This window comes from Cystobacter fuscus (assembly GCF_044360685.1).
GTDB lineage: Bacteria > Myxococcota > Myxococcia > Myxococcales > Myxococcaceae > Cystobacter > Cystobacter fuscus_C.
Map to the genome: position 1 here is coordinate 7,623,853 of NZ_CP043491.1, position 23,772 is coordinate 7,647,624.

The window sequence follows — 23,772 nt, forward strand, 5'->3', positions numbered from 1 at the left end:
ACTCTATGCGAAACTTCCCGCCGGTCTAGGGAGTGACGCACGCGTGGCACCTGGAAAAGTTCTCGGAGCGATGCTTGGGCTTGGCGTGGGGCTGCTGATCGGCGGCCTCTGGCCCATCGTGGTGCTCGTGCTCGCCGGAGTCCTGGTGGGCCATCAGCTCGACGGGCTGCTCCAGCCCCCCGCGCGCCCGGCCGGCACGACTGCCCCCGCCGCCCCCGAGCCTCAGGAACTGGCAGCCCAACAACACTTCGCCCGCCATCTGTGCGCCCTCTTCATCGAGGTGGCCCGGGCCGATGGCGACCTGGTGCGCGACGAGGTGCGCGTGGTGCGCGAGTACTTCGCCGAGCAGCTTCGCTACGGCCCCGAGTCACTCGAGCTCGTGCGCCGCTACCTCAAGGAACACCTCGCCCGTCCGCCTACCCTGGAGGATTCCGCCGCCGCGTGCCGTGACGAGCTGACCATGTCGGCACGGCTGCTGCTGCTCGATGCCCTGTACGGGCTGGCGCTCGTGGATGGGCAGCTCCACCGCGCCGAGCAGGAGACGCTGCGCCGGATCGCCCAGGGGCTCGGGTTGTCCGAGGCGCAGATACGCTCCGTCACCGCGCGCCACTTCGGCGAGGCCCAGGCCCACTACACCCGGTTGGGCCTCACCCCGGAGGCCAGTGACGCGGACGTGAAGCGGGCCTTCCGCCAGCTCGCCGCCATCCACCACCCGGACCGGGTCGCCCATCTCGGCCCCGGAGCCGTCGAACAGGCGTCGCGCCGCTTCCAGGAGATTCGCGAGGCCTACGAGAAGATCCGCCAGGTACGCGGCGGCTGAGTCCACGCGAGGCGGAGCCGGGTGGAGGGTGCACCCCAGAGGGCGGGCGAGCGGAAGGCCGGGCCCGGCGCGAGGAAAACCGGGCGGCGGGGTGTTTGTCCGCGAGAGGGCTCCGCTCCGGCCAGTCTGGCGAGAAGAGAGTGACATGGGTCAGTTGGCGAAGCTGCTGGAGGAGCGCGGCGAGGAAGTGCTCCACGAGTGGAGCGAGCGCGTACGCCAGCACCTGGCTCCGGGGGGCGTCTCACGCTCGGAGCTGGAGGACCCTCTCCCTTCCATCCTGCGCCAGATGAGGAGGGCCCTCCGGGGTGGGGACTCCGGGCGCCGCTCCATTCCTGGAGTGGGCATGGGTGCCGTCGGGCGCGAGCATGGCGCCCAGCGCTTCCGGTTGGGCTTCACGCCGGGCGGGCTCGTGCGCGAGTACGGCCTGCTGAGCGACCTGTTGCTGGAGCTGCTCGTCGACGACGGCCGCCTGCTCTCGCTGCGAGAGATACGGCTGCTGATGAACCTCGTGGCCATGGCCACCGCCGAAGCCGTGGCGGAGCATGCCCTCCAGCAGGCGCACGCGCGGCACGAGGAGCGGGAGGCCGAGGGACTCCGCCTCCGACAGCGCAAGGAGGAGGGAGAGCGCGCCCGCCTCAACGCCCTCTTCCTCCAGGCGCCCGTGGCCATTGGCATCGTCCGGGGCCCCCGGGCTGTCATCGATCTGGCCAATCCCCAGCTCTGCCGCCTCTGCGGGCGCCGTCCCGAGCAGATAGTGGGCAAGCCCATGCTGGAGGCACTGCCAGAACTGGAAGGGCACGGGTTCGACGATCTGATGCGCGAGGTGATGGCCACGGGCGTGGCCTTCGTGGCCAAGGAGCAGGCGATCCGGTTCGCTCGGGGTGAGCATGGGGCGTTGGAGACCGCGTACTTCAACTTCGTCTACGACGCCCTGCGCGATGAGAGGGGCCATGTCGAGGGCGTCATCATCGTCGCCACGGAGGTGACGCAAGGAGTGCTCGCCCGCCAGCAGGTGGAGACCCTGCTGCAGCGCACCCGGGAGTCCGAGCAGGCCCGCGCCGCGATGATGGACGCGCTCTCCGCGCAGACGCTCGTGGCGGTGAGCTACCTGCGCGGCCCCGAGCATGTCTTCGAGACGGCCAATCCCATCTACCGCCAGCTCGTGGGCCGGGACGTGGTGGGCATGAAAGCGCTGGAGGCCCTCCCCGAGCTGGCCTCGCAAGGGTTTCCCTCCAACCTGACGCGGGTGTTCCAGTCAGGGGTGCCCTACATGGTTCGGGCCGTACCCGTCCGGGTGGCCCGGGGGCTCGGCGGGCCGTTGAGCGAACGCCTGTTCGATCTCATCTACCAGCCCGTACGCTCGCCCAGTGGAGGCATCGATGGCGTGCTCTCGCTGGTGTTCGAGGTGACGGAGCAGGTGCGCCTGCGGCAGGAGGCCCAACGGATGGCCAAGGAGGAACGAGGCCGCCGGGACTTCGAGCAGCACCTCATCGGCATCGTCAGCCATGACTTGCGCAACCCCCTGAACGCCATCCTCCTGGGCCTGCGGCAACTGCTGCGCCCCGAGGATCTGGACGCGCACACCGTCAAGTGCCTCAAACGGTTGCACTCGAGCACCGAGCGCGCCGTGCGCATGGTGCGCGACCTGCTGGACTTCACCCAGGCGCGCCTGGGCGGAAGACTGAAGATCGAGCGCGAGCCGGTGAACGTGCACGAGGTGGTGCGCGCGGCGGTGGAGGAGTTGCAGGCGACGCACCCCGAGCGCGAGCTGCGGCTGGAGACGCGGGGAGACGGCCGTGGGCAATGGGATGGGGACCGGCTCGCGCAACTGGTGGGCAACCTGGTGGGCAACGCGCTCAAGTACAGCCCCGCGAACAGCGTCGTGACGGTGCGCAGCCAGGGTGGACCCGAGGACGTCTGGCTGGAGGTGCACAACCTGGGGGAGCCCATCGCCGCCGAGGCGCTGCCCCGGCTCTTCCAGCCCCTGCAGCGCGCCGTGGAGGGCACCGACAAGAAGAGCCGCAGCGTGGGCCTGGGTCTGTACATCGTGGAGCAGATCGTGCGCGCGCACGCGGGGCGCATCCAGGTGAGTTCGACGGCGCGCGAGGGCACCCTCTTCGCCGTGCGCCTGCCGCGCGGGAGTTGACCCAGGCTGGGGCATGATGCACGTGCCATGAAGCCACTCACCGAGGAACACCGAGCCACCCTGGAAGACCTCTACCGGCGTGTCGACGCGCGAGCGTCCTCCATCTCCGAGGGCCATGACTGGTGGCCCTGCCGCAAGGGGTGTGATCACTGCTGCCGCCACCTGGCGGAGCCGCTGACCGTCTCCGAATGGGAATGGACCTACCTCTGGGAGGCATTCCAGGCCTTGTCCCCCGAGGTGCGAGAGGAGATCCGGACGCGGGTGGCCGGGCTCCAAGGCACTCAGCGGCCCTATACCTGCCCCTTCCTGGATCGTGAGTCCGGTGGGTGCCGGGTGTACACGCACCGGCCCCTGGCCTGCCGCACGTATGGCTTCTACGTCAGCCGGGGCGTGGGCACCTGGTGCCACTTCATCCAAGCGCTGCTCGGGCAGCACGGAGAGGGGGACATCCTCTGGGGCAACCATGACGCCATGGAGGCCACCCTGGAGCGGCTGAGTGGTCCCCCACTCTCGTTGTTCCAATGGTTCTCCGCCCACCCCGGCTGAGGCACTCCCGGAGCCAGGGGGCGGCGTCCAACGGCTCACAGTCGGCTGACGCGCTTCAACTTGAAGGGCTGTACTGGAGTCCAATGCCATTCCCAGCTCCAATGCGAGCGGAAATCCGCTGGGGCCATCCCTGTGAGGTGGCTGACATCTACCTCCCCCTCGCTCGTAAGTACTAGCCTGCAAAACGTGTATAGCTTGACATGATGGTATTTATTTCCATACCTTTTCCACCCATGATCCAGCCGGGTATCGAAGACGCCATCAAGAAGATCGTGCGCAGCACGCTCAATCTACCCGAGGGCGAAATCGAGTCGTCCACCAACCTCCGGGATCTGCCTGGGGTCGAGTCGATCAAGATCCTCCGCATCGTCGCCAGCCTGGAGAAGAAGTTCGACGTCCGGCTCGATGATCAGGTCGTCTTCCGGGTGAGCACCATCGAGGAACTGGCGGGCGCGGTGTCGAAGCTGGTCGAGGAGCGGCAGACGCCGTGAACACCACCGGCCAGCATGAGACGCCTGGGGCGGGGGAAGGTTGGTCTCACGGGGTCACCAACACGCACTACGATCAGGATCCACGTCTCTTCCAGCTCTTCCTGGACGCCTCGATGAAATACAGCCCGGGCTTGTTTCCAGAGGGCAACGAGGATCTCGAGACGGCGCAGCACAAGAAGATGCACTTCATTGCCCGGCAGCTCGGACTCCAGGGCGGAGAGCGCGTGCTCGACGTGGGGTGTGGCTGGGGCAGTCTCGTCTGCTTCCTGGCGCGGGAGTATGGCTGCGAGGTGGTGGGGGTGACACCCGCCGCGCGCCAGGCCGACTACATCCGCGCGCGCGCGGCGCGGCTCGGCGTCGCCGGGAAGGTGCGGATCGAGGTCGGCCACTTCCATGAAGTCTCGCTTCCCACGGGGGCCTTCCAGGGCATCAGCTTCGTCGGCTCCATCACCCACTTCCCCGACAAGCCGGGGACGCTCGCCAGGGCCTGGTCGCTGCTCAAACCCACCGGCAACGTCTATCTTTCCGAGACCTGCTTCGGCAACGCGGCGAAGCGGCGGGAGTTCGAGTCCCGGCCCGGCACGAAGTTCGTGCTCCAGGACACCTTCGGCTGGGCGGAGCTCATCCCCGTCTCGGACTACGTGCGCTACTTCGAGGACGCGGGCTTCTCGCTGCGCGGGCTGGTGGATCTCACCGCGGAGTACTCCCGGACGATCGAGCTGTGGAGCGAGAACGCGCGGCGCAACAGCCAGGCGCTCGACGCCATCGAGCCGAACCTGTCCGAGCGGCTGCTCAAGTACTTCGAGATCTCGAACGCGGGTTGGGGTTACACCAGCAAGCAATACGCGCTGGTCGCATCGAAGCGCCGCTAGCGGCGTCCCGGGGGGGCCTATGCACAAGACGCACATCCAGCCTGAGCGCATGCGCCGGCTCGTCACCGACTACATCGATCGGTGGGAGACCAGGCCCTGGGGAGCGGTGGACATTCCCTGGGAGCAGCTCCAGGCGGACCGCCTCACCGAGGCCCAGGGCTCGGCCATCCGCTTCGTCACCCTCATCGAGGATCACGTCCCGGGCTACATCCAGGACGTGCTGAAACACTTTCCCACCGATGACTCGGTTTCTCCCGGCCAGTTCATGCACAACCGGGAGCTGTTCCGCTTCCTCATGCGCTGGGCCCAGGAGGAGGACCGGCACGCGGATCTCTTTGGCCGCTACCAGGTGCGCGCCGGCATCCAGAGCGAGGAAGCCCTTCACGCCGAGCTGTGCCGGCAGGGCCGCAAGACGTGGCACTTCCCTCGCGAGCTTCCCGTCCAGATCTTCACGTACACCGTCATCCAGGAGAAGGCCACCCAGCTCTACTACCAGATGCTGGGCCGCACGGTGGAAGAGCCCGTGCTCAAGGTGCTCCTGAACCGGATCCAGAAGGACGAGGCCCGGCACTTCGCCTTCTACGCGAGCATCCTCGAGGCCTACATCGAGGAGCTGGGACAGGACGTCCTCCCGGCGATCCAGGAGGCGCTCCAGTCCTTCAAGATGCCGCTGGCCGAGCAGCTCGACAATTACTGGCGATGGTCCTTGGAAGTCAGTGACACGGCGGGTGGCTATGATCACACCGTCGCCTACGCGGAGTTGCTGCGCGTCGTCCAGAGGGCCGCGAACGCATCCAGTGCATCCCAGAAGCTGGCGGATTGGGTGCGAGCGGTCCGCGCCACCTAGGAGCGGGCCATGACACCTGAGCACATCTCGACGCTGGTGGAGGCGCTGCGGTGGACCCGGAGCGCGTTTCCCACACGGGGCTATGCGTATCCCGCGCAGCACGCCTTCCTGAGCTACGAGGCGCTGGAGACACGCAGCGAGGTCGTGGCGCGGCGGCTGCGAGCGCGGGGGCTTGAGCGCGGCCAGCCCGTGGGCCTGCTGCTCAAGACGGGCCCCCAGTTCCTGCTGTCCTTCTTCGGCGTCCAGCGGGCGGGCGGCGTCCCGGTTCCCCTCGCCCTGACGGGCGGCAGGGATCTCTCGGGCTACTTCGAGCACCTCGCGCCCATCCTGAGGGATGGGGACATCCAGTGGCTGTGTGTCGAGACCTCGCTGATGGAGCTGCTCGGCGCGGGCCAGCCGCCCGAGGGGTTGCACCTGCTGTCCAGCGAGGAGCTCGTCGCGGAAGGTGGCGCGGGCGAGAGCCCGGAGCCCCTCGAGCCGGAGCCGCAGGAGCTGGCGTTCATCCAATACACCTCCGGAAGTACCGCCGCGCCCAAGGGCGTCGCCATCACCCATGCCAATGCCATCGCGGGGCTGCGCTCCATCGTGGCGAGTGGAGGGTTCAACTCCGAGGACGTGTTCTGTGGCTGGCTGCCCCACTTCCATGACATGGGGCTGGTGGGCATCCTGTTGACGAGCCTCTTTAATGGCTGTCAGGCGCATGTCTGGTCGCCCTACTCCTTCATCAAGGATCCCTCGGGCTGGCTGGCCTACTTCTCCCAGGTGAAGGCCACCATCTACACCGGACCGAACTTCTCCTATGCCTGGCTGTGTGACGGCGTGGAGCCCGGTGAGGTCGCGGCGTTGGATCTGTCCTCGGTGCGCCTGGCCGTCAACGGAGCGGAGGCCGTGGATGCGCGGCTGATGGAGGCCTTCGCCGACAAGTTCGCCCCCGCCGGACTGCGGCCCGAGGCGCTCTACCCCGTCTATGGGCTGGCGGAGGCGGTGCTCGCCGCGACCTTCCCCGCGGTGGGCGAGCCGGTGCACGTGGACTGGGTCGATCGCGCGGCCCTGGGCAATGACAGGCAGGTGCGCCGGGTGGAGCGCTCGGTGCCGGGGAGCCGGGGCGTGGTGGCCCTGGGCCGGCCCGTGGAGGGCCTCCAGTTGCGCATCGTGGGCGAGGACGGAGCGGTCCTGGGCGAGGACCGGGTGGGAGAGATCCAGCTCCTCGGGCCCGCCGTCATGCGGGGCTACTACCGCAACCCGAGGCTCACGGCGGAGATCTTCCAGGAGGGGTGGCTGCGCACGGGAGACCTGGGCTACCAGAAGGACGGCCGCCTCTACGTCGTCGGCAGGGCGAAGGACGTGCTCAAGCAGTCGGGAGAGAGCTACTACCCCGAGGACATCGAGGCCGTGGTCCGTCCCCTGGAGGGCGTCCACCGGGGAGGCTGTGTGGCCTTCGTGGGAGGGCCCCTGGGCGAGGAGCGCATCATCTGCCTGGCCGAGACGGGGCTGCGGGCGCCCACCGAGCTCGAGGGCCTGGCCCGGGAGATCGGCAAGGTGGTGCGCCGCAAGGTGGGCCTCGCGAGCCTCGAGGTGCTGCTCGTGAAGAAGAGCTCCATCGCCCGGACGACGAGCGGCAAGTTGCAGCGCCACGTCATGAAGCGCAGGAGCCAGGGACCGGGGGATGCGTCCCTGCTGTTCCAGCTCCGCCTCTGAGCCCTCACTCCCGGGACAGCCACTCCTGTTGGAGGAACCGGGCCAGGGCCCGCGCCAGCTCCTCGGGGTGGTCGAGCGGGACGAAATGGGTTCCGCCCGGAATGTCCACCCGGGTGGAGCGCGGGAAGCCCGTCTGGAGCTCGGCCATGCCCTGCTCGCTGGTGACGATGCTGTCACCCGCGCGGATGAGCAGCGCCGGGATGTCCACGAGCGGAAGGAGCGAACGGAGATCCCCGGGGCTCCAGGTCGCATAGGTCTGGGAATCGAACTTGACCGAGAAGCCCTCGGGCGTCTGCTTCAGGCCCGTGGCGATGAAGTCCCACAGGGCCTCCTCGCTCACGCCCACGCTCGTCTTCTGGATGCCACGGATGAGCTGACGGATCGCCGTGTCCGCGTCCGCATGGCTCCGCCGGATGCCGTCGGCCCGCGCGTGGAAGAACTCCACCTGCCAGGAGGGCACACACGGATCGATGTCGACCCAGGCGAGCGCCGAGGGGCGCGGACAGTCCGCCTCTCCGCGCGCACAGCGTGCCGCGAAGGCCGTGACGGCGAGCGCGCCCGCCGAGTGCCCGATGACCGCCAGACGTGACGGCGCGAGGTGGCGTGCGACGCGCTCCAGGTCCGTGGCGTGATCGGCCGGGTTGTAGGCGGGCGGATGGACATGCTCGCTGTCACCGTGCCCGCGCATGTCCATGAGGACGGAGCGCACGTCCAACTCGCGCGGGAGCAGCCGCGCGACCGGCCGCCACACGCCACGGTGACTGCTGTTGCCATGAGCGAACAGGAGCGTCGGCGCGTCCGGTCCCGCCCCCAGCACCTCACAGGCGATGCGAGGGCCCGGGCCCTCGATGAACAGCGCCTGTCCGCTCGCACTCATGGCCGGAACTTCCGCGGCAGCAGGGTGTAGGTGCCCAGGGCGGTCGCCACGTGCCGGCCGCGCTCGGTCCGCGCATCCATCCGGGCGTGGAACAGCTCACTGCCTTTCTTGAGCAGTTCGCCCGTGGTGATCACCCGCTCATGAGCGGCGACCTCCAGGAAGTTCACCTTGAACTCCGCCGTGACGAGCCAATTTCCCTCGCTCCGGGTGGCACAGGCGAACCAGCCCACGCTGTCGAGCACGGTCGCGATGAGGCCTCCGTGGATGCAGCCCGCGCCATTGTTGTGACGATCATCCGGCTCGAGCGCGAGCCGCGCCCGCCCCGGTGCCAGCTCCTCGAGGGTCTGCCTCACGAAGCTCAGCGCGGGCGTGCGCTCGAAGAGCCTGTGGAGTGAGGCGAAGTACAACTCGTTGGGTGACTCGGACGTCATCGGCTCTCCCCCGGAGGCGAGTGAACGTGAAGAGGAGTCTCAGTATAGGTGTTTTTTTCAAGAGGCGTTGCAACCGTGCGCGGCGGCGGGCAGAAGGCGCGCGGCGGTCCTCCCGGGCCGCCGTTGGCTGGAGGAATGATGTCCCGCACGTGGAGCATGTTGGCGGCGATGTGGCTCATGGCCTGTGGCACGCAGGCGCCGTCCTCTGAGAGGAGCCCGTCACCGGCCCAGGACGAGGTGTCGCCGCGGCAGGAGTGGGAGGGGGAGCTGGAGGTCTTCGTGGAGGATTCCCCGTCGCTCCAAAAGTCGCGTCTGAAGTACGTCCTCGACCGGGAGGGCCAGCGCCGCCCGGTGGTCTTCAGCCGGGGCGAGCCGGAGGGGCTGCGCAGTGGCGCGCGGCTGAAGCTGCGCGGGCGCGAGATGGGCCACCAGTTCCTCGCCGAGGAGGTGGAGGTGGAGCGCCACGCCGAGGCTCTTCCCGCCGCCGCCGGGACGTGCGGCGTCATGGGCGAGCAACGCGCCCTGGTCATCCTGGCGGCGTTCCCGGGCATGCCGAGACCGGCCAACACGGTGGAAGCCACGCGGGAGATCTTCTTCTCCACCACGCGCCGCTCGCTGGCCGGCTATTGGCGGGAGGTGTCCGAGGGCCGCACCACGACCACGGGCGACGTGGAGGGCTGGTACACGCTGGACCGGGCCTATTCCTGCAACGAGACCGAGGCCATGCGCGACGCGGCCCTGCGAGCGGCGAACGCGGACGTGGACTTCACCCGGTATGACCGCGTCTTCATCGTCCATCCCCGGCCCCAGGAGGGCTGCTCCTACTCGGGCCAGGCCTCGCTGTCCTGCGGCACGCTGTCGACGCCGGATGGCACGGTCACCGCCTCCAGCGCGTGGCTCGTGGCCGAGGAGCTGTCCCACCACGACCGGGCCGTGGAGCTGGTGACGCACGAGGCGGGACACAACCTCTCCCTGGGCCATGCGCGCTCGCGCGACTTCGGCGCCGAGCCGCTCGGCTACCTGGGCACCCCGGGAACCGTGGTGGAGTACGGGGACGTCTTTTCGACCATGGGCGCGTGGAACCTGGGCCATTACACGGCACCGCACAAGGCACGCATCGGCTGGCTGGACGCGGCCTCCGTGGCTCAGGTGGAGGGCGAGGGGGGCACCTTCACGCTCGCGCCGGTGGTGTCCTCCGGTGGGTTGAAGGCTCTCAAGGTTCGCCGTGGCGCCACGAGTGGCGGCTGGCTGTGGTTGGAGTACCACCAGCCCCTGGGGGCCTATGAGGGGACGCTGGACGCCCAGGTCTTCGGTGGCGCGCTCGTGCACTACGAGGACGCGGAGACGCGGGAGTCCTCGGACCTGCTCGACTTCACACCGGAGACCGCGTCCTGGAGCGATCCCGTGCTGCGGCCGGGAAGGACGTGGAACGACCCGTACAGCACCCTCTCCGTGACGGTGGAGTCCGCGACGGCCGCGGGGCTCACGGTGAGCGTGCGGTATGCGCAGAAGCCGTGCGTGAGGGCATTGCCCCAGGTGAAGGCGACGCCCTTGTCGGACACGGTGTCACCCGGGGGGCAGCCGGAGTTCGAGCTCGCCCTCACCAATCCGGACTCGGCGGGTTGCGGCCCGAGCACCTTCCAGCTCGCGCCCATCATTCCCAGCGGCTGGAGCGCCGATCCCCTGCCCTCGCGAGTCACGGTCGCCGCGTCCAGCACGGCCTCTCTGACCCTCCAGACGTATGTGCCCTACCGCATGGAGCCCGGCCTCTACACGGCGGGCGTGGCCGTCACCCGCGACGGCTACACGGTGGAGGGCACGAGCACGGTGAAGCTCGTCGAGCGCTGCATCCAGACACCGCCCACGCTCATGCTGTCTCCGGCGACGCGGACGGCGGCTCCGGGCTCGGCGGTCACCTGGACGGTGAACGTGACCAACAACGACTCCGCCTCGTGCGATTGGGTCTGGTACGACTTCGTGTCCACCCTGCCCTCGGCGTGGGAGACGACCTGGTCCGAGTGGGGCGTGAATCTGCCTCCAGGCGGGGCCTTCACCTTCACGATGACGAAGAGCATTCCCACGAGCGCGTGGGGCAGCCACACGGTGGACCTGAATCTCTATCAGGAGGACTTCGGCCTCGCGGCGAGCACCACGGCCACCGTGGTGGTGGAGTAATCCCCGCGCGGGGCAGCGGGAATCGAACCCGCAACAAGGCGGAAGCAAAACCCTAAGCAGGTCGCGCTGTTACCGGCTAACGCCTTGCTCTCATATCGGATCGTTCCCCCGCTCCGTCCCGCCTCGTCCCGTTCAATTCCCCGCTGGAGGGGAACACTGAGGGCACATGCAGTGCCCCTCCGTCATCACCGACTGCGCGTCTAAGCCTCGGTGCATATTGGCCAGATGCCAACAAAGCTGCCCGGTTCAATGGGTCGGTGCGGTTGCGACTCTGAGCGGGTCCGCTAAACCACGCTGTGGAAGCGAACAGGGTGACTCCATGAAACCGAATGAAGCTCTCTGGCAGTTCCTGACTGGGCTGCCGCCAATCCTCCACGACCAATATTACAGCCGCCTGCTCATGTTCTTGGGCGTACGCTTCGGTTTTACCGACAGCAGCGGTGCGTTCGTGACTCCGGATTACCAATCACTTCTGAAACCGGTGGTCGATCCTGCGGCCGACTACGATAAGCCACGGGCCGTGGTGGTCACGGTCGGCATCCTCGACTACATGTTCAACGACGTCCCGTTATATTCATCTGCTGACTACGCCGAATCCGCCGTACTGCGGGACGCGGCACCAGGGATGGACTTCAGAAACGCCCACATCAACCGCGTGACCGATGAGTGGCGGCGCCTTCGTGCGAAGGAGTTGTCCTTCGAGACCATCCGTCAATGGGAGCGCGAAATCCAGCTTGCTTCCATGAATCCGCCCCGGACCCTGTAGGCTATAGGTACGTTTGGAAATGGGTCTTGCACCCTGCCCGAGCAGGCACTCCCGCGACAACTGGGAAGAGACTTCTTGGCTCACCTGCTGGGCTCGTGGGACGCGCGTCAGGCAGGTGGAGCCGGACTCGTGGAGCCTTCGTGCGTCCAGGTGAGGGCACATGCGGCTCTCAGCCTCTGCTGTAGCTCTCCGAACTGACCCGTACCTCCCCTCGTCAGCACATTCTCAGGGCCGCTGCGCTGGCCAGTTGAAGTTGATGACCTGCTGTACGATTCCCGCCCAGAGCGCCTGCGCCTGCTGCATCTGCGCGGGCCTCGGTGGCACATTAGGGGCGCTACCCCAGAAACCAGCTCCCGGTTCGTTCTCGCTCTCGTTGTAGACGAGCGCCGAAAGCGGCGGTGAGCCCGGCAGATTCGCGTGCAGGTGGTTGTTAAGCTCGCCTAACGGTTCAGACCAGCCATGGTGCGGATCGATCCGTACGTTCGTTTGCGCGTAGTACTCCTGCGTGAGCCGCGTATACGTCCCGATCTGCCTGCTCGGCAGACCTTGCGCCCAACTGACGAGCAATCTGTACAGCACGTCCTGGTCAACCATTGTGCTCAGCCCTCGGTCCTTCGCTCGACTCGACCGTCATTTTTCGTCGGATCCTCACGGCCATCTATACCCGGTGGAGCGCACGCGTCCAGGCTCGCCTGCGGGGCCCATGGAGCCCCGCGCGTCAGACCTTCTGGCCCGGTAGAAGTCTGCGAGGAAGGCGGCTCCGCAGCCCTCGGCGTTCAGTGCCACGGCACAAGTAAGGCCACCAACCGTGCCAGTGCATTGATCCTCGGACTGTCCAATCGCCATGTGCATCGGCCGGATCGCCCAAGAGTACGGACGCGCGGACCGGCTACTGCGGCTTGAAGACGTGCTTGAACCTGGCCAGATTGAGCACGTCTTCCCAGCGAACTCCGTGGTGTCCGATGGTGCGGACGCTGAAGAGCGGTTTGATCGGGCACACGTAGATGATGCAGCGCCCGTCGCCGAAGTCTCGGAACATCATGATCGCATCGCGGAAGTGCCAATCGACCGAGCCGAACACGTCATCTCCTCGGCCCGGCGTGCTGATCATGGCGCCCTTCGGGTCAGTGTAGGCGGCGAAGTGGCACCGGCCATACGGTGGGAATTCCACAGTACGCTCATCTACGGCGGTGACGCCTTCAATGTTATTGAGCACGTAGTCCAGCGCCTTCCGGCGGTTGGCGTTCTGATGTCCGTTGCCGCTGGCGAGAAAATTGCCCATGCATGCCCCCGTAGCTGCGGACGCAGCCTACCGGGTGAGATCGTCAGCGTGCAAAGCGGAAGATGGTGGATCCTGCCTGGGCAGGCGTGTACCCCAAGGAGCCTCCACAGTCTGCCCACCGGCCCGGCGCACAGCCCGGGGGACATCCACCGGATCGTTCCCCCGCTCCGTCCCGCCTCGTCCCGTTCAATTCCCCGCTGGAGGGGAACACTGAGGGCACATGCGGCCCCCAGCCTTCCAACGGGCGGGGTCAACGACGGCGAGACGCGCGCCTCGATGGCGCGCCGACACATGGAAGCGGCGGGAGAGCGCGCCCGCGTCGGACACGCGGCCCCCCTCGGGACACATTACGCGCTCCGTGCACTCTTGCGCCGTGGCATGTCGAGTTCCGCCAGCCTGTCTGCTCCCTCCTCTGCAACCTTCGCCAATTCGTCCGCCGCTTCCCGCGCACCGAACGAAGACCCGAGCCAGCCCCGCAGAGCGTCCGCCACTTCTGCGGCCGTCTGGAAGCGCTCCGAGCGTGAACGCGCCAGCAGCTTGCACAGGGGCACCTTCAATGACTGCGGAAGCTCCTTGGTCAGCGCGTCAAGCTCCTCGGGCGTGTAGGTCGCTGCCCGCCAGATCATGCCCTCCACCTCATCAGGACAGCCCGCTTTTTTCGCCCGCCTGATCGCTCGCTCCACGCGGGCACGCTTGCTGCGGGAGAGCGTCGCTTTGACCTTCTCCGGTACACCGTCAGGCGCATAGAGCAGGTTTTCTCCGGTGGCGCTCTCCAGCATCACCAGCCCGAGGGAGAACAGATCCGAGCGGGCATCGGGCTTGACGCCCATGAGCATCTCAGGCGAGGAGTAATAGGCATCGCCCTGGGGGCGCCGCACCGTGGACACGATGCGACCGGGCAAGCTGGAGAGCGCTAGACCGAAGTCCGCCAGCTTCACGCCTCCGCGCCAGTCTATGAAGACGGTTGCGGGGTTGATCGCACGGTGAACGATGCCCAGCGGGCGCCCGTTCGTATCCGTGCGGGAGTGGGCATGGTGCAGAGCGTCCGCGACCTTCGCGCCCACGTAGAGCACGAAAGACGGCGAGAAGTACCCGTCACCCTCCATCACCAGAGTCAACAGATCCTCCAAGCGGTTGGCTTCGGGGTGCTCGATGATGACGTACCAAGCTCCCTCCGCCTTGTGCATCCCGAGGACGCGCAAAATGCCCGGGTGCTCCAAGGCCATGGAGAGCGTCACCTCCTCCTCCAGCTTCGCGCGGGCCTTGAAGGCGCGCGCGCCAGCCCGCCCGCTCGGCAGTCCAATGGCTTTGAGGAGAACACGGCCCCCTGGCCCCTCTGTGGTGCGCTTGCGAGCCAGAAACAGACTCAGCCCGTGATTGGCCTCTCCCAGGTGCTTGCGGAACTCGTAGGACACCCCTCCCTCGGAAAAGAGGATGGCCCCTTTCGGGATGTGAAACTCCGTAACATCCATGTGTGGGACTCTCCTTGAACTCGCGGGGCGCAATCGCCGCGCGCGGAAGAGGAGGCTACCCAAGGAATGGGCCTGGAGTGAACGATGTAGGAGGTCAGAAAAAAGCGTGCGGGACAGAGGAAAATCTGCCTACCTACCTGGGAGGTAGCAGCCAAGGAAGACAGCCGCGCACGAGTGAGTGATCGTCCGACGCGCGCCGCGTACCACGGTGGGTGTTGCTGCGAACCCTAGCGCATGTTCCACGGGAAGGGTTGCCCGAGCAGAGCTCCCGGAGTGTCTGATGGGCGCGCGGCGCCGGGGAGAGCCCCGCTGCGCCCCTGGCGCGCTCTCCACCGGGACCGGGAAGCTGCGGCGCCCGTGCGCCGCTGCGGAGGGCGGACGCGAAGCGCTACTCGGGCCGCTCAAGCTTCCAGCGGTAGACGGGACGGGCTCGGCCGACCATGCCCGTGACTCTCCCGGTGCCGTCCTTCACTTCTTCCACGGGAAGGGTCCGGTCGCCACCTGCGATCAGGCACACGGGCGCCTTATCCCCATTGGGAAACTCCATGCGGTCATACCTCACGACAACATGCCCAGGCTTGCCGCTCCGGGACGGCTCGGGCACGACCCACAGGTGCCCGATAAACCGGGTGCCCACGGGGACAGGCTTCTTGGAGCGCGTCTGTTGTGTCTCTTGAAGCGACACGCCGACAACGGGACCGGACTGCAACCAAGAGTCCCCATCTTCCTTGTACCTGTCGTCAAGGAGCACGCGGATCCCGTTGTCACCCCACTTCCATTTCTCCCACATCAACTCCCACGCGCCTGCGGGGCACTCGAAGGGCTCGGGCCGCACCTGGGCACCGGGGCACCCGGCGGCAACGGCTGCGACGGTGCCCACAATCGCAAAGGACTTGCACCACGCGAGGAACTCGGCGGCGTGCGCGTCACGCTGCGGCTTCTGTGCCCGTGCGGTGGGCGGTTGCTTGGAGGCGTCAGGCTTCTCGGTCGTCACGGTTGATCCTTCCTTCTGTACGGCGGCAGGAACGGCGGGCGCTGAGTCCATCGCTTGCCCCCTTCGGGGCGTCGAAGCGTTCTGGGCCGTTCCCGCTCGGGAATCAGGGACGGCAGGCGACGCAGGCGGCGTGGTGGGGCTCGCGCTTGGCGCGGATGCGACAACGGGCGCGCGCGTCTCGGGTGGGTGCGTGTGCTCCTCCCCCTGAAAAGGCCAGAGGGCCAACGCGGCAGTCAGCACGGCGGCAACCACCGCGCTCCCCATGGCCAACCCCTTGCGCCAGCGGAGCATGCGCGTAGTGAGCGCGCCCACGTGGAGAGCCAGCCGGGCAGCCAAGCCGCGCCGCTCCGTCTCGGGAAGCTGGATCAGGTTCGTGTCTTCCGGGGGGGCTCGCTGCTCCGAGGGAGGGTGAACAGGCGCGGCGTACTCCTTCCCCTTGTGCTCCTCCAGTTCCGCTAGCTCGCGCTCCACGGCTTCGGCGCTCTCTGGCCGGTCTTCGGGCTCGCGCTCTAACAGGTCCATCACCAGATCGCTAAGAGCCTCGGGCACTCGGGGATTCTTCACCCGAGGAGACGCGGGCACCTCCCGCAGACTGTTGAGCACGGGTTTCCCGTCCTCCTCCGTGGGGCGCGGCTCCGTTAATACCTCGTAGAGCATCACCCCCAGGGCAAAGAGTTCGTCTGCCACCTGGAACGGGTAATGGGCACCGGGCTTGTTCTTGTTCTCCCGAGCAAAGCGAAACACCTGCGGGGGCTGGTAGCGCGGGGTGCCTGGGGGAATGGGAACGTCCGTCAACTCCTCGGAGTGAGTGTGAATCGCGCACCCAAAGTCGATGATGATGGGCGCCCCGTCGCTCTTGCGGATCAGCACGTTGGACAGCTTCAAGTCTCGGTGAAGCACGCCCCGCGCGTGCAGGTACGCCAGAGCGGCGGCGATCTTCCGAAACACGCGGATGATCTCCTCCGCCGTGGGGTGCTTGCGCTCCACCCACTGGGCCAGCGTCCAGCCCTCCACGTAGTCCAGGACGACGAAGACGTTTCCCTTCCGCGCGTCGGGATACTTGCCGTAGCCGTGCGGCTTGATGATGTTGGGATGATCCGTCGTCAGCAGGATCGCCAACTCGCGCAGCGTGCGGGCGTGCGTCCGCTTATCGTCGCGGCTGGCTTCTCGATGAAGGGCGAATTTCAGAGCGAAAAGCTTGCCGTCCTTCTCCACCAGCAGCACGGCACCAAAGCCCCCACCGCCCAGCGCCCGCACGACCTTCCAGCCGTCAACCATGGTGCCCGCTGGGAGCCCCTTGCTTCTCATGAACACGATCACCGCTTGCCCTCCAGCGTGCGTGGCGCGAGTTCCACGTTCCCCACCCGCAGGAAACGGCCATCCGCTCCGCTCACTTCGAGGGTGAAGAATACCCCCGCCCCAGCGGGCGGATCGTCCGTTTCCACCAGCACATTCCGGGACGTTCCGGGTGGAATCTCCTCCGTCTCGGGAGTCACAAGGCGCACGGTTACGGGCGTTCCGTCCTTGCTCTTGAACGTCGCCACGCGCGGCGCCCACGGTTGTCCGGTCGGGTTGCGGATCTCCACGTCCACGAGAGCCCAATCACGCCCAAGAAAGGACACGCCCCCCTCTGACACGAGGCCGCCAGCAGTGTCCGCGTACCGCTCAAACGTCCGCGCCAGGATGCCCCTGTCCGGGAGGAGGCCTGAGCGCCGAAACGCGGTAGGGCGCTGAGCGCCACAACGGGCGCGCAGTTCATCAATCCGCGCCTGACAAACTGCGCCGGGTTGCTCCGTCTGCCGTGTCACTTCAATCCACGTATCCACATCGGAGGGGTGAGGAACCATCCTGAACGCGGCGCGCTCCTGTTCTCCATCCGCGAACATGACTGACACTTCCGAGGGCTGATCCGCCCGTGGCTCTGTGAGGGGTTCGACAAGCAGAGACTTCTTGCCCACGTCCACGATGCGGATGCGGGACTCGTCCACCCTGATGGACTCTTCATGGATCAGCCCGTCAAAGTGGAACGTGATCCCGATGCCCTTTGCGCCGCGTACCTCGGGCAGCTGATCAGCGGGGTTGCCGGTGACAGTGATCGAGCGCTGGCGATGGATGCGATTCGGTGCCGGCTGCGCCCGTGCCACGGCCCCGAGGAGTAGAAGCACGAGGGCCAAGGTAGAGGATTGGAGCAAAGGTGCATGACCTCCCAGGTGGGCACCTTAGCAGCTTCCCGCAGTACTTCGTGCGTGGGCTGCGCTCACCCGTGGGGCGGCCTAGAGCCTGCACCGCCCCCGAGCATGGGCTGCCGCTGCGTTTGCGCTCGCCCTGGCCCGAGTTGCAGCTGCGGCACCCTGGCCTGTTCCGTGCCCCCGGCGCACTTGTCCGTAGCTGTCGGGGCGCCCTTTCATATTCTGAGCGGCCCCGCCAGGACCCGCCAGGTCCTAGCTCGAATGAAGGACCTTCCCATGCGTTTCCGAGCCTGCCTTGTACTTCTGCTCTTGGCCTCAGCCTGCGAGAGCGCGCCCGCCCCGCAGTCGATGCCACGGCCCCATGCCTTCGCGTCGACTCCCTCCTCGGGCCCGCGCATCCGGCTCGTTTCCGCGCCGATGGAACCGACACCGGAACGGTCGTGGATTGGAAAGGCGGACCTGGACAAGGCCAGGGCACTGCTATCTCGGGCACGCCAAGACATCGAGCTGCGTCAGTGGGAACAGTTGAACCGCAAGCTCACCGCAGCGGAACGGGCCTTCGAGCGCTTCTCGCGCGCCGCGAAATCGAGCGGGCAGGCCGCCGAGGTGGTGAGGGGGGCGGAGGGCGTCGCGCAGGCTGGACGCGCCAGGACGCTGGCTGAATTCCTCCCCCGCGTAGGTCCGTTGCTCGTGGGCCTCGTCCTGCTCTATCCCTCCAGCACCGCCGGGCCGAACATCGACCGTCGCCCGAAGTGGGTCGACGCTCAAGGGGAGTATGAGGCCCGTCTGCGGGAGGTGGCGGAGGAGTCGCGGCGGCTCATGGAGGAATTTGAGCGTCAGGAAGCAGAGGAGGTCGTGCCGGACTTTGATTCGGCCCCGCTCATGGCCGTCAGGGAACCCAAGATTTGGCGGACCACGGTAAATCCAGCGAAAGGTAAGTTCTACACCACCGTCGAGGAGTATGACCGTGTTCCTCGTCACGAAGGTCAAATCTGTAAGAACAGTAAGCTCGACGAACTCGAATCGGAGGAAAATCCGATGCTGGCCATGATAAAGCAATCGGTGACCTCCAAAAAGGCATCGCGTACCTGAAGCGACTCGAAGGGACGAATTGCGTCTCAGGTCATCCGATGGCGGATAGGTAAATCATGTCGAAGGATCTCTTCGCTGCGATCAAACAGCACGATACAGCACGGGTCAAGGCACTGCTAGAAGGGGGAGCCAATCCGAACGAGCCACAGTCAGAGGGGCGGGGGCTGCGTCCACTGCAAGAGGCCATCTTCGCACTCTGCGATGGAGGCGAGGTCGACATGCTCAAGGTGCTCATCGAGCACGGCGCGGACGTCAATGCCTGGGATGTCGAGCGGGACCAAACACCCCTGTTGACGGCCGTCTGCGAGCAAGAGGTGGCGGCCCTTGAGGTGCTCGTGAGGGCGGGGGCCGACCCCAACGTGCGCAGCGGCGAAGGCGACACGCCACTGCGGATAAGCGCGGAGGTGGGCAGCCTTGCCATGGCTGCTCTGCTCCTGTACGCGGGAGCAGCCCGGACCATCAACGACTGGGGCGGGATTTCTGGATACACGGCTCTCGGGCTTGCGGCACTTCGATTGGACCTCCCCATGATCAAGCTGCTGCTCGCCGCAGGCGCTGACCCGAGGGCCCCAGACGAAGACAAGCGGCCCGCTCATTACTGCATGCCACCGCGCGCTGAATCCGATTCCCAGACGTGGGACGCCACGTTCGAGCTGCTCGGAGGAGCGAAGGACCGCATGCCATTGTAGAACGGAGGTCGCGCGCATCGGGCTCACGGGCACGCGGCTCGACCTGGACAACCCCGCGCACTTGGACCCGCTCAAACGGGCCTACGAGCGCTTCCCGGAGATTGGCGGGCGCTCCACCCCTTGAGGTCTCCGAGAAAGTGTCCGGCGCGAGCATGCTCACGGCAGGAGGCGGCCGAGCACGAGGGACTCCTCGAACCCGGAGCCCTCGCGCAGCAGGACGGAGAGGTGGCCGTCCGGAAACAGGTGCAGATCCCAGACCCCGCCAGGGCCCACCACCGAGCGCCCGCCGGAGCCAAACGTCGTGTCCAGCGTCCCGTCCGGCTGGTAGCGGGCGAGCACGGCGCTTCGGGAGCCGCCCCCGTCCGCCCAGCGGGTGCCCCCCACCAGCAGTCGGTCTCCGGCCAGCGGCACCAACACGGAGGGCTCGTCCACCCCGCCCAGGAAGTCGGTCGTGACGATGCCTCCTCCGCCGAAGGTGGCGTCCAGCTCCCCGGCGAAGGTGAAGCGCACCAGCCGGAAGTCCCCCTCATGCCCGGCGACGACGACGGGCTGCCCACCGGACTGGACGCGCACGTCCACCCACTCCCGCCCGGTCGGGCTCCAGTCCAGCGCGTGCACGCCCGTCCCATGGAAATCCGGGTCCAGCGTGCCGCCCGCGAGGAAGCGCGCGACGAAGAGCAGACGCCGCTCGCCTGTCCTCGCCACACCCGCCGCGACGATCCTTCCATCCTCCTGGAGCCGCAGGGCACGCACCTCGGCGTCCTGACCCAGCGCCGTGGCCACGAAGCCTCCGCCGCCAAAGGAGGTGTCCAGCGCGCCCTGGGGGGTCAGCCGTGCCAGTCCGAAGGGCATGCAGCCGTTACACCCCACCAGGCACCGCGCGGAGCCACGGTCGCAGTCCGCCACCCCGCCGCCCAGCAGCAACCGTCCCTCGGGCAGCACCGCGAGCGCACGGGGGCGCAAGAGCCGGTGGTCGAGCTCGTTGATGCGCACGAAGCCGCCCGAGCCGAAGTCCACGTCCACCCCGCCGTCGCGCAGGTAGCGGGAGAGCGACCCCTCGGAGGCGCACAGCAGCGCGCCGTCTCCGTCCCGCACGAGCGAGAGCGTTGTCTCCAGGAAGTCCTGGAAGAGGACCCCGGACGACCGGAACGCCGGATCCCGGCGCCCATCCACCAGGAAGCGGTCGAGCCAGGAGCCAAAGGAGTAGCCGTCCTTGGCGATGACCTGTGCCGCGATGATCCACGTGCCGGCTTCCCCGGGCAGCGAGCGTCCTCCGCGGAGCGAGCCGAGCGAGGCCTCCAGCACCACCCGCCCTCCCCGCCCAAAACTGGGGTCGAGCGAGCCCGGCGGAGGCCGGGTGATATGGACCGTCAGCACGCCTTGCTGCTCGAGGCCCCCGCCCACGGCGTGCACCCGCGGCGCATGAGGGCCTCCCACGGGGGCATCGGGCGCGGCCTCCAGGCTCCACTCGGCCTGGCTCTCTCCCTCGCCCACCGTGAGCGGCGGCGCCGAGAGCCCCGTAGGAGCGTCCCTCAGCTCGAGCGACACGGCCTCCTGGAAGCCGTCCAGACGCGAGAGACGCACCGTCGTCGTGACGCGCGCACCCTGGGCCACCGTCACCGGAGCCGCTTCCAGCTCGAGGGTGAACCGGGGAGTGGGCGCTGTGCCCGCGTCGGAGGGCTCGGGCCGCGAGCCACCCCCCGAGGGACAGGCGCAAAGGACGATGGCTCCTACGAGCAGCACGGCGCGTGAGGCCGCGCGAAGACTCGGGTGGAGAACCCTGGCTTGCATGAAGAACCCCCTCTCACGACTGCTCTCCGGCCAGAGAGGGTGGCTTCCTACCTTCACCCGCGCCTTCCGGGCAAGGGGCTGGGCCGAGCGGCTCGCGCCCTCTCTGTCTGGAACGACAGCCGGAAGTGGATGGACCCGGGCCGGGTGCGCTGCTCCAAGCCCAACGCGCTCAGGTCAAGCACGGATTGTTCAGCATTGGGCATGATGTCAAATCATATGTATTTGCTAAAACCACACGGTTGGTACATTGTTTGATGCTTTTGCTTGTTTTCCAGGAACAGATGGGAGGGTGTTCATGCGCACAATCACAGCCAGAATTCATCGGATTCTTTCCTTGCTGCCCTTGCTGCTTTGGGGATGCATCGTCTGTACCCCCGGGTGCTCGGACGGAGCCCGGAACAACGGCTCGTCATCGGAAGAGACAGTGCATCACCGGAACGATCAAGGCGTGAGTGGCGTGACCGCCCAGGCCGGTGGCAACGTCTTTCTCATCGGAAGCGGCATCTATGACATCACCGGCCCGGCCGGAGAGATCACGATGATGGGCTTCGCCGTCTCGGAACAGAAGACTGCCGGCATCCACATGCGGCTGAGGTCACGGGCGTTCGTCATCGGCGACGGTAGCAAGCGGGTCGTCTTCGTCAGCGCCGATCTGGGCCAGCTCTTCCAGAGCGTGAAACTGAAAGTGAGCGAGAAGATCGCGGCCAATACCGAACTCGCGCAGTATTACAACACGAAGAACGTCCTCCTGTCGGCGACGCATACCCACAGCGGCCCCGGGGGTTACTCGGGGTATTTCCTGTATGACGCGACCGTCAACGGGTTCGTGAAACAGAATTTCGACGCCATCGTGGACGGCATCTACCAGTCCATCCTGCGCGCCCACAACAACGTGAAGCCCGGCAGGATCCTCGTCAACGAAGGAACGATCGAGGGCGTCGGTGGCAACCGCGCGGTGGAAGCCTACAACAACAACCCCGCGGCGGAGCGGGCCCGGTATGACGGCATCACGGACAAGACCATGACGCTCCTGAAGCTCGTCGGCCTCGATGGCGAGGAGCTCGGCATGGTGAACTGGTACGCGGTGCACCCGGACAGCATCGGTCCCGAGAACAAGTTGATCAGCGGCGACAACAAGGGCTGGGCGTCGTACCTCTTCGAGAAGGACAAGGGGACGGATTACCTGGCGTCCAAGACGTTCGTGGCCGCGTTCGCACAGGCCAACGCCGGCGACGTGACGCCGAACATCGGGTTCGGCCAGGCGCCCCCTGATTTGACCTTCGAGAAGAACAAGAGCCTGGAGAACGCCACCCTCAAGCAATACAACAAGGCGAAGGAGCTCTACGACGGCGCGACGAAGGAGCTGACCGGCTCGGTGGATTTCCGCCACGAGTGGGTGGACATGAGGACGCTCTATGTCGCTTCCGCGGGAACCACGACCTGCGCGGCCGGCATGGGGGCTTCCTTCTCGGCCGGCAGCCCGTATGACAATCCGAGCCCCTCGCCGCTCTTCCCGAACGGAACCACGGTGGACAGCGTGCAGTGGAGTGAGGGCGCCGGCAAGGCAGCGCTCTTCAACCTCCTGGGTGGTGTCTTCGCCTTCGCGTGGCCGGCGACCAGCAACGCGGCGTACAAGCAGTGCCATGCGGAAAAACCGGTGCTGATCCCGACCGGTGTGGCGGGCCTCAACATCAATGGTCCGACCATGACCCCGCAGATCATGCCCCTCCAGGTCTTGAAGATCGGCAACCTGGCCATCGTCGCCGTCCCCACCGAGGTGACCACCATGGCGGGCCGCCGCCTGGAGGACACGGTGAAGACGGAGCTCGCGAGCGTCGGCGTCGACACGGCGGTCATCGCCGGGCTCTCCAACTCGTACGCGTCCTATCTGGCCACCCGGGAGGAGTACGCCCTGCAGTGGTATGAGGGCGCCTGCACGCAGTTCGGCCCGAACGAGCTGGCCGCCTTCCAGCAGGAATATGTCAAGCTCAGCAAGGCCATCGTCAGCGGTGCCGACGTCCCGGCGGGCCCCACGCCCGAGGACGTGACGGGCCAGACGGTCGATCTGACCCCGAAGGTGGTGCTGGACGACAAGCCGCTCGACAAGGACTTCGGGAGCGTGATCACCCAGCCGGCCGCGAGCTATGCGAGAGGCAGCCTGGTGACCGTGCAGTACTGGGGCGGGCATCCGAACAACAATCTCCAGACGCAGGGCTCGTTCCTGGCGATCGAAAAACAGGTGAACAGCGCATGGGTCGCGATCGCGTGGGATTGGGATCCGGCAACGACCTACCGGTGGGAACGCAGCGGCATCTCCTACTCCAAGATCACGATCACCTGGGACACGAAGAACGCCGAGGCCGGCACATACCGCATCCGCCACAAGGGCCATTGGAAGTCTGGATGGACCGGGCAGATCAGTCCCTATGAAGGGGTTTCAGCGCCATTCACGGTGCTGTAAACGACTCTGGACTGGGGATTCCAGCCGAGGACGTGCCGCACCACTCTCAGCGGCCCTCCTCGGCTGCATCCCTGTTGGAGGCGGCTGGCTACCGGCCCGATGCCAAGACTCTTCTTGTCATCCCGGATGCCTC

21 protein-coding genes are annotated in these 23,772 nt (G+C 66.9%); 13 read left to right on the plus strand and 8 right to left on the minus strand.

The annotated features are described in order from the left end of the window. Positions 1-70: 70 nt before the first annotated feature. The 7 genes from F0U63_RS31185 to F0U63_RS31215 all read left to right on the plus strand — a co-directional run bounded on the left by F0U63_RS31185 (position 71) and on the right by F0U63_RS31215 (position 7,420). Positions 71-820, plus strand: a complete 750-nt coding sequence (locus F0U63_RS31185; protein WP_395835414.1) for a TerB family tellurite resistance protein — start codon at positions 71-73, stop codon at positions 818-820. Positions 821-965: 145 nt separating this feature from the next. Continuing rightward, entirely contained in the window at positions 966-2,966 is a 2,001-nt protein-coding gene (locus tag F0U63_RS31190) for an ATP-binding protein (protein WP_395835416.1), read from the plus strand. Between the two features lie 27 nt (positions 2,967-2,993). After that, positions 2,994-3,512, plus strand: a complete 519-nt coding sequence (locus tag F0U63_RS31195; RefSeq protein WP_395835418.1) for a YkgJ family cysteine cluster protein — start codon at positions 2,994-2,996, stop codon at positions 3,510-3,512. A 233-nt stretch (positions 3,513-3,745) separates the two neighbouring features. Next, complete coding sequence (locus tag F0U63_RS31200) at positions 3,746-4,003, plus strand: acyl carrier protein (protein WP_395835421.1); 258 nt, start codon at positions 3,746-3,748, stop codon at positions 4,001-4,003. Next, positions 4,000-4,875 (plus strand): SAM-dependent methyltransferase, encoded by an 876-nt coding sequence (locus F0U63_RS31205; protein WP_395835423.1) that lies wholly within the window; start codon positions 4,000-4,002, stop codon positions 4,873-4,875. Before F0U63_RS31200 ends, F0U63_RS31205 begins: the two co-directional genes overlap by 4 nt. A 19-nt stretch (positions 4,876-4,894) precedes the next feature. Continuing rightward, on the plus strand, positions 4,895-5,722 hold the full coding sequence (locus tag F0U63_RS31210) for an acyl-ACP desaturase (RefSeq protein ID WP_395835425.1): 828 nt from the start codon (positions 4,895-4,897) through the stop codon (positions 5,720-5,722). A 9-nt stretch (positions 5,723-5,731) separates the two neighbouring features. Continuing rightward, positions 5,732-7,420 (plus strand): AMP-binding protein, encoded by a 1,689-nt coding sequence (locus F0U63_RS31215; protein ID WP_395835427.1) that lies wholly within the window; start codon positions 5,732-5,734, stop codon positions 7,418-7,420. 4 nt (positions 7,421-7,424) lie between these two features. Here F0U63_RS31215 and F0U63_RS31220 read toward each other — a convergent pair whose 3' ends face one another. Continuing rightward, the gene (locus F0U63_RS31220) at positions 7,425-8,297 is read right to left on the minus strand and encodes an alpha/beta fold hydrolase (protein ID WP_395835429.1); all 873 of its coding nucleotides are present in this window, start codon (positions 8,295-8,297) and stop codon (positions 7,425-7,427) included. Beyond that, complete coding sequence (locus F0U63_RS31225) at positions 8,294-8,728, minus strand: PaaI family thioesterase (RefSeq protein WP_395835431.1); 435 nt, start codon at positions 8,726-8,728, stop codon at positions 8,294-8,296. The genes F0U63_RS31220 and F0U63_RS31225 overlap by 4 nt, the downstream gene beginning before the upstream one ends. A 135-nt stretch (positions 8,729-8,863) precedes the next feature. Between F0U63_RS31225 and F0U63_RS31230 the strand changes: the two genes are divergently transcribed. Together F0U63_RS31230 and F0U63_RS31235 are read left to right on the plus strand one after the other, a co-directional pair. Beyond that, positions 8,864-10,903, plus strand: a complete 2,040-nt coding sequence (locus F0U63_RS31230; protein ID WP_395835433.1) for a hypothetical protein — start codon at positions 8,864-8,866, stop codon at positions 10,901-10,903. Positions 10,904-11,222: 319 nt separating this feature from the next. Then, positions 11,223-11,669, plus strand: coding sequence for a hypothetical protein (locus tag F0U63_RS31235; protein ID WP_395835435.1), 447 nt, complete (start codon positions 11,223-11,225; stop codon positions 11,667-11,669). Between the two features lie 225 nt (positions 11,670-11,894). Here F0U63_RS31235 and F0U63_RS31240 read toward each other — a convergent pair whose 3' ends face one another. From F0U63_RS31240 to F0U63_RS31260, 5 genes are all read right to left on the minus strand, one after another. Next, entirely contained in the window at positions 11,895-12,263 is a 369-nt protein-coding gene (locus tag F0U63_RS31240) for a hypothetical protein (RefSeq protein WP_395835437.1), read from the minus strand. A gap of 295 nt (positions 12,264-12,558) precedes the next feature. Next, positions 12,559-12,951 carry a hypothetical protein gene (locus F0U63_RS31245; protein WP_395835439.1) on the minus strand — a complete coding sequence of 131 codons (393 nt, stop codon included), beginning with the start codon at positions 12,949-12,951 and terminating at the stop codon, positions 12,559-12,561. A gap of 347 nt (positions 12,952-13,298) precedes the next feature. Then, positions 13,299-14,423 (minus strand): serine/threonine protein kinase, encoded by a 1,125-nt coding sequence (locus F0U63_RS31250; RefSeq protein ID WP_395835441.1) that lies wholly within the window; start codon positions 14,421-14,423, stop codon positions 13,299-13,301. 388 nt (positions 14,424-14,811) lie between these two features. Further along, positions 14,812-16,737, minus strand: a complete 1,926-nt coding sequence (locus F0U63_RS31255) for a serine/threonine protein kinase (RefSeq protein WP_395835443.1) — start codon at positions 16,735-16,737, stop codon at positions 14,812-14,814. Further along, positions 16,734-17,582 (minus strand): DUF2381 family protein, encoded by an 849-nt coding sequence (locus F0U63_RS31260; RefSeq protein WP_395848454.1) that lies wholly within the window; start codon positions 17,580-17,582, stop codon positions 16,734-16,736. Before F0U63_RS31260 ends, F0U63_RS31255 begins: the two co-directional genes overlap by 4 nt. Positions 17,583-17,867: 285 nt before the next feature. On the opposite strand from F0U63_RS31260, the gene F0U63_RS31265 reads away from it, so the two are divergent. Genes F0U63_RS31265 through F0U63_RS31275 form a run of 3 tightly spaced genes read left to right on the plus strand, consistent with a single transcriptional unit; the run spans position 17,868 to position 19,511 of the window. Next, complete coding sequence (locus F0U63_RS31265) at positions 17,868-18,698, plus strand: hypothetical protein (RefSeq protein ID WP_395835445.1); 831 nt, start codon at positions 17,868-17,870, stop codon at positions 18,696-18,698. A gap of 56 nt (positions 18,699-18,754) precedes the next feature. Further along, on the plus strand, positions 18,755-19,387 hold the full coding sequence (locus tag F0U63_RS31270; RefSeq protein WP_395835447.1) for an ankyrin repeat domain-containing protein: 633 nt from the start codon (positions 18,755-18,757) through the stop codon (positions 19,385-19,387). Positions 19,388-19,403: 16 nt separating this feature from the next. Next, the gene (locus F0U63_RS31275; RefSeq protein WP_395848455.1) at positions 19,404-19,511 is read left to right on the plus strand and encodes a DUF5953 family protein; all 108 of its coding nucleotides are present in this window, start codon (positions 19,404-19,406) and stop codon (positions 19,509-19,511) included. 32 nt (positions 19,512-19,543) lie between these two features. On the opposite strand, the gene F0U63_RS31280 is transcribed toward F0U63_RS31275, so the two are convergent. After that, positions 19,544-21,178: a hypothetical protein gene (locus F0U63_RS31280; protein ID WP_395835449.1), complete on the minus strand. Its 1,635-nt coding sequence runs from the start codon at positions 21,176-21,178 to the stop codon at positions 19,544-19,546. A 295-nt stretch (positions 21,179-21,473) separates the two neighbouring features. Here F0U63_RS31280 and F0U63_RS31285 point away from each other — a divergent pair, with 295 nt between their 5' ends. Continuing rightward, entirely contained in the window at positions 21,474-23,639 is a 2,166-nt protein-coding gene (locus tag F0U63_RS31285; RefSeq protein WP_395848456.1) for a neutral/alkaline ceramidase, read from the plus strand. Positions 23,640-23,772: the final 133 nt, after the last annotated feature.

Excerpts from the sequence above, each read along its gene's own strand:
- F0U63_RS31185 (WP_395835414.1), top strand. The coding sequence starts at position 71 with ATGCTTGGGCTTGGCGTGGGGCTGCTGATCGGCGGCCTCTGGCCCATC.
- F0U63_RS31190 (WP_395835416.1), top strand. The coding sequence starts at position 966 with ATGGGTCAGTTGGCGAAGCTGCTGGAGGAGCGCGGCGAGGAAGTGCTC.
- F0U63_RS31195 (WP_395835418.1), top strand. The coding sequence starts at position 2,994 with ATGAAGCCACTCACCGAGGAACACCGAGCCACCCTGGAAGACCTCTAC.
- F0U63_RS31200 (WP_395835421.1), top strand. The coding sequence starts at position 3,746 with ATGATCCAGCCGGGTATCGAAGACGCCATCAAGAAGATCGTGCGCAGC.
- F0U63_RS31210 (WP_395835425.1), top strand. The coding sequence starts at position 4,895 with ATGCACAAGACGCACATCCAGCCTGAGCGCATGCGCCGGCTCGTCACC.
- F0U63_RS31215 (WP_395835427.1), top strand. The coding sequence starts at position 5,732 with ATGACACCTGAGCACATCTCGACGCTGGTGGAGGCGCTGCGGTGGACC.
- F0U63_RS31220 (WP_395835429.1), bottom strand. The coding sequence starts at position 8,297 with ATGAGTGCGAGCGGACAGGCGCTGTTCATCGAGGGCCCGGGCCCTCGC.
- F0U63_RS31225 (WP_395835431.1), bottom strand. The coding sequence starts at position 8,728 with ATGACGTCCGAGTCACCCAACGAGTTGTACTTCGCCTCACTCCACAGG.
- F0U63_RS31230 (WP_395835433.1), top strand. The coding sequence starts at position 8,864 with ATGATGTCCCGCACGTGGAGCATGTTGGCGGCGATGTGGCTCATGGCC.
- F0U63_RS31235 (WP_395835435.1), top strand. The coding sequence starts at position 11,223 with ATGAAACCGAATGAAGCTCTCTGGCAGTTCCTGACTGGGCTGCCGCCA.
- F0U63_RS31240 (WP_395835437.1), bottom strand. The coding sequence starts at position 12,263 with ATGGTTGACCAGGACGTGCTGTACAGATTGCTCGTCAGTTGGGCGCAA.
- F0U63_RS31245 (WP_395835439.1), bottom strand. The coding sequence starts at position 12,951 with ATGGGCAATTTTCTCGCCAGCGGCAACGGACATCAGAACGCCAACCGC.
- F0U63_RS31250 (WP_395835441.1), bottom strand. The coding sequence starts at position 14,423 with ATGGATGTTACGGAGTTTCACATCCCGAAAGGGGCCATCCTCTTTTCC.
- F0U63_RS31265 (WP_395835445.1), top strand. The coding sequence starts at position 17,868 with ATGAAGGACCTTCCCATGCGTTTCCGAGCCTGCCTTGTACTTCTGCTC.
- F0U63_RS31270 (WP_395835447.1), top strand. The coding sequence starts at position 18,755 with ATGTCGAAGGATCTCTTCGCTGCGATCAAACAGCACGATACAGCACGG.
- F0U63_RS31280 (WP_395835449.1), bottom strand. The coding sequence starts at position 21,178 with ATGCAAGCCAGGGTTCTCCACCCGAGTCTTCGCGCGGCCTCACGCGCC.
- F0U63_RS31285 (WP_395848456.1), top strand. The coding sequence starts at position 21,474 with ATGCGCACAATCACAGCCAGAATTCATCGGATTCTTTCCTTGCTGCCC.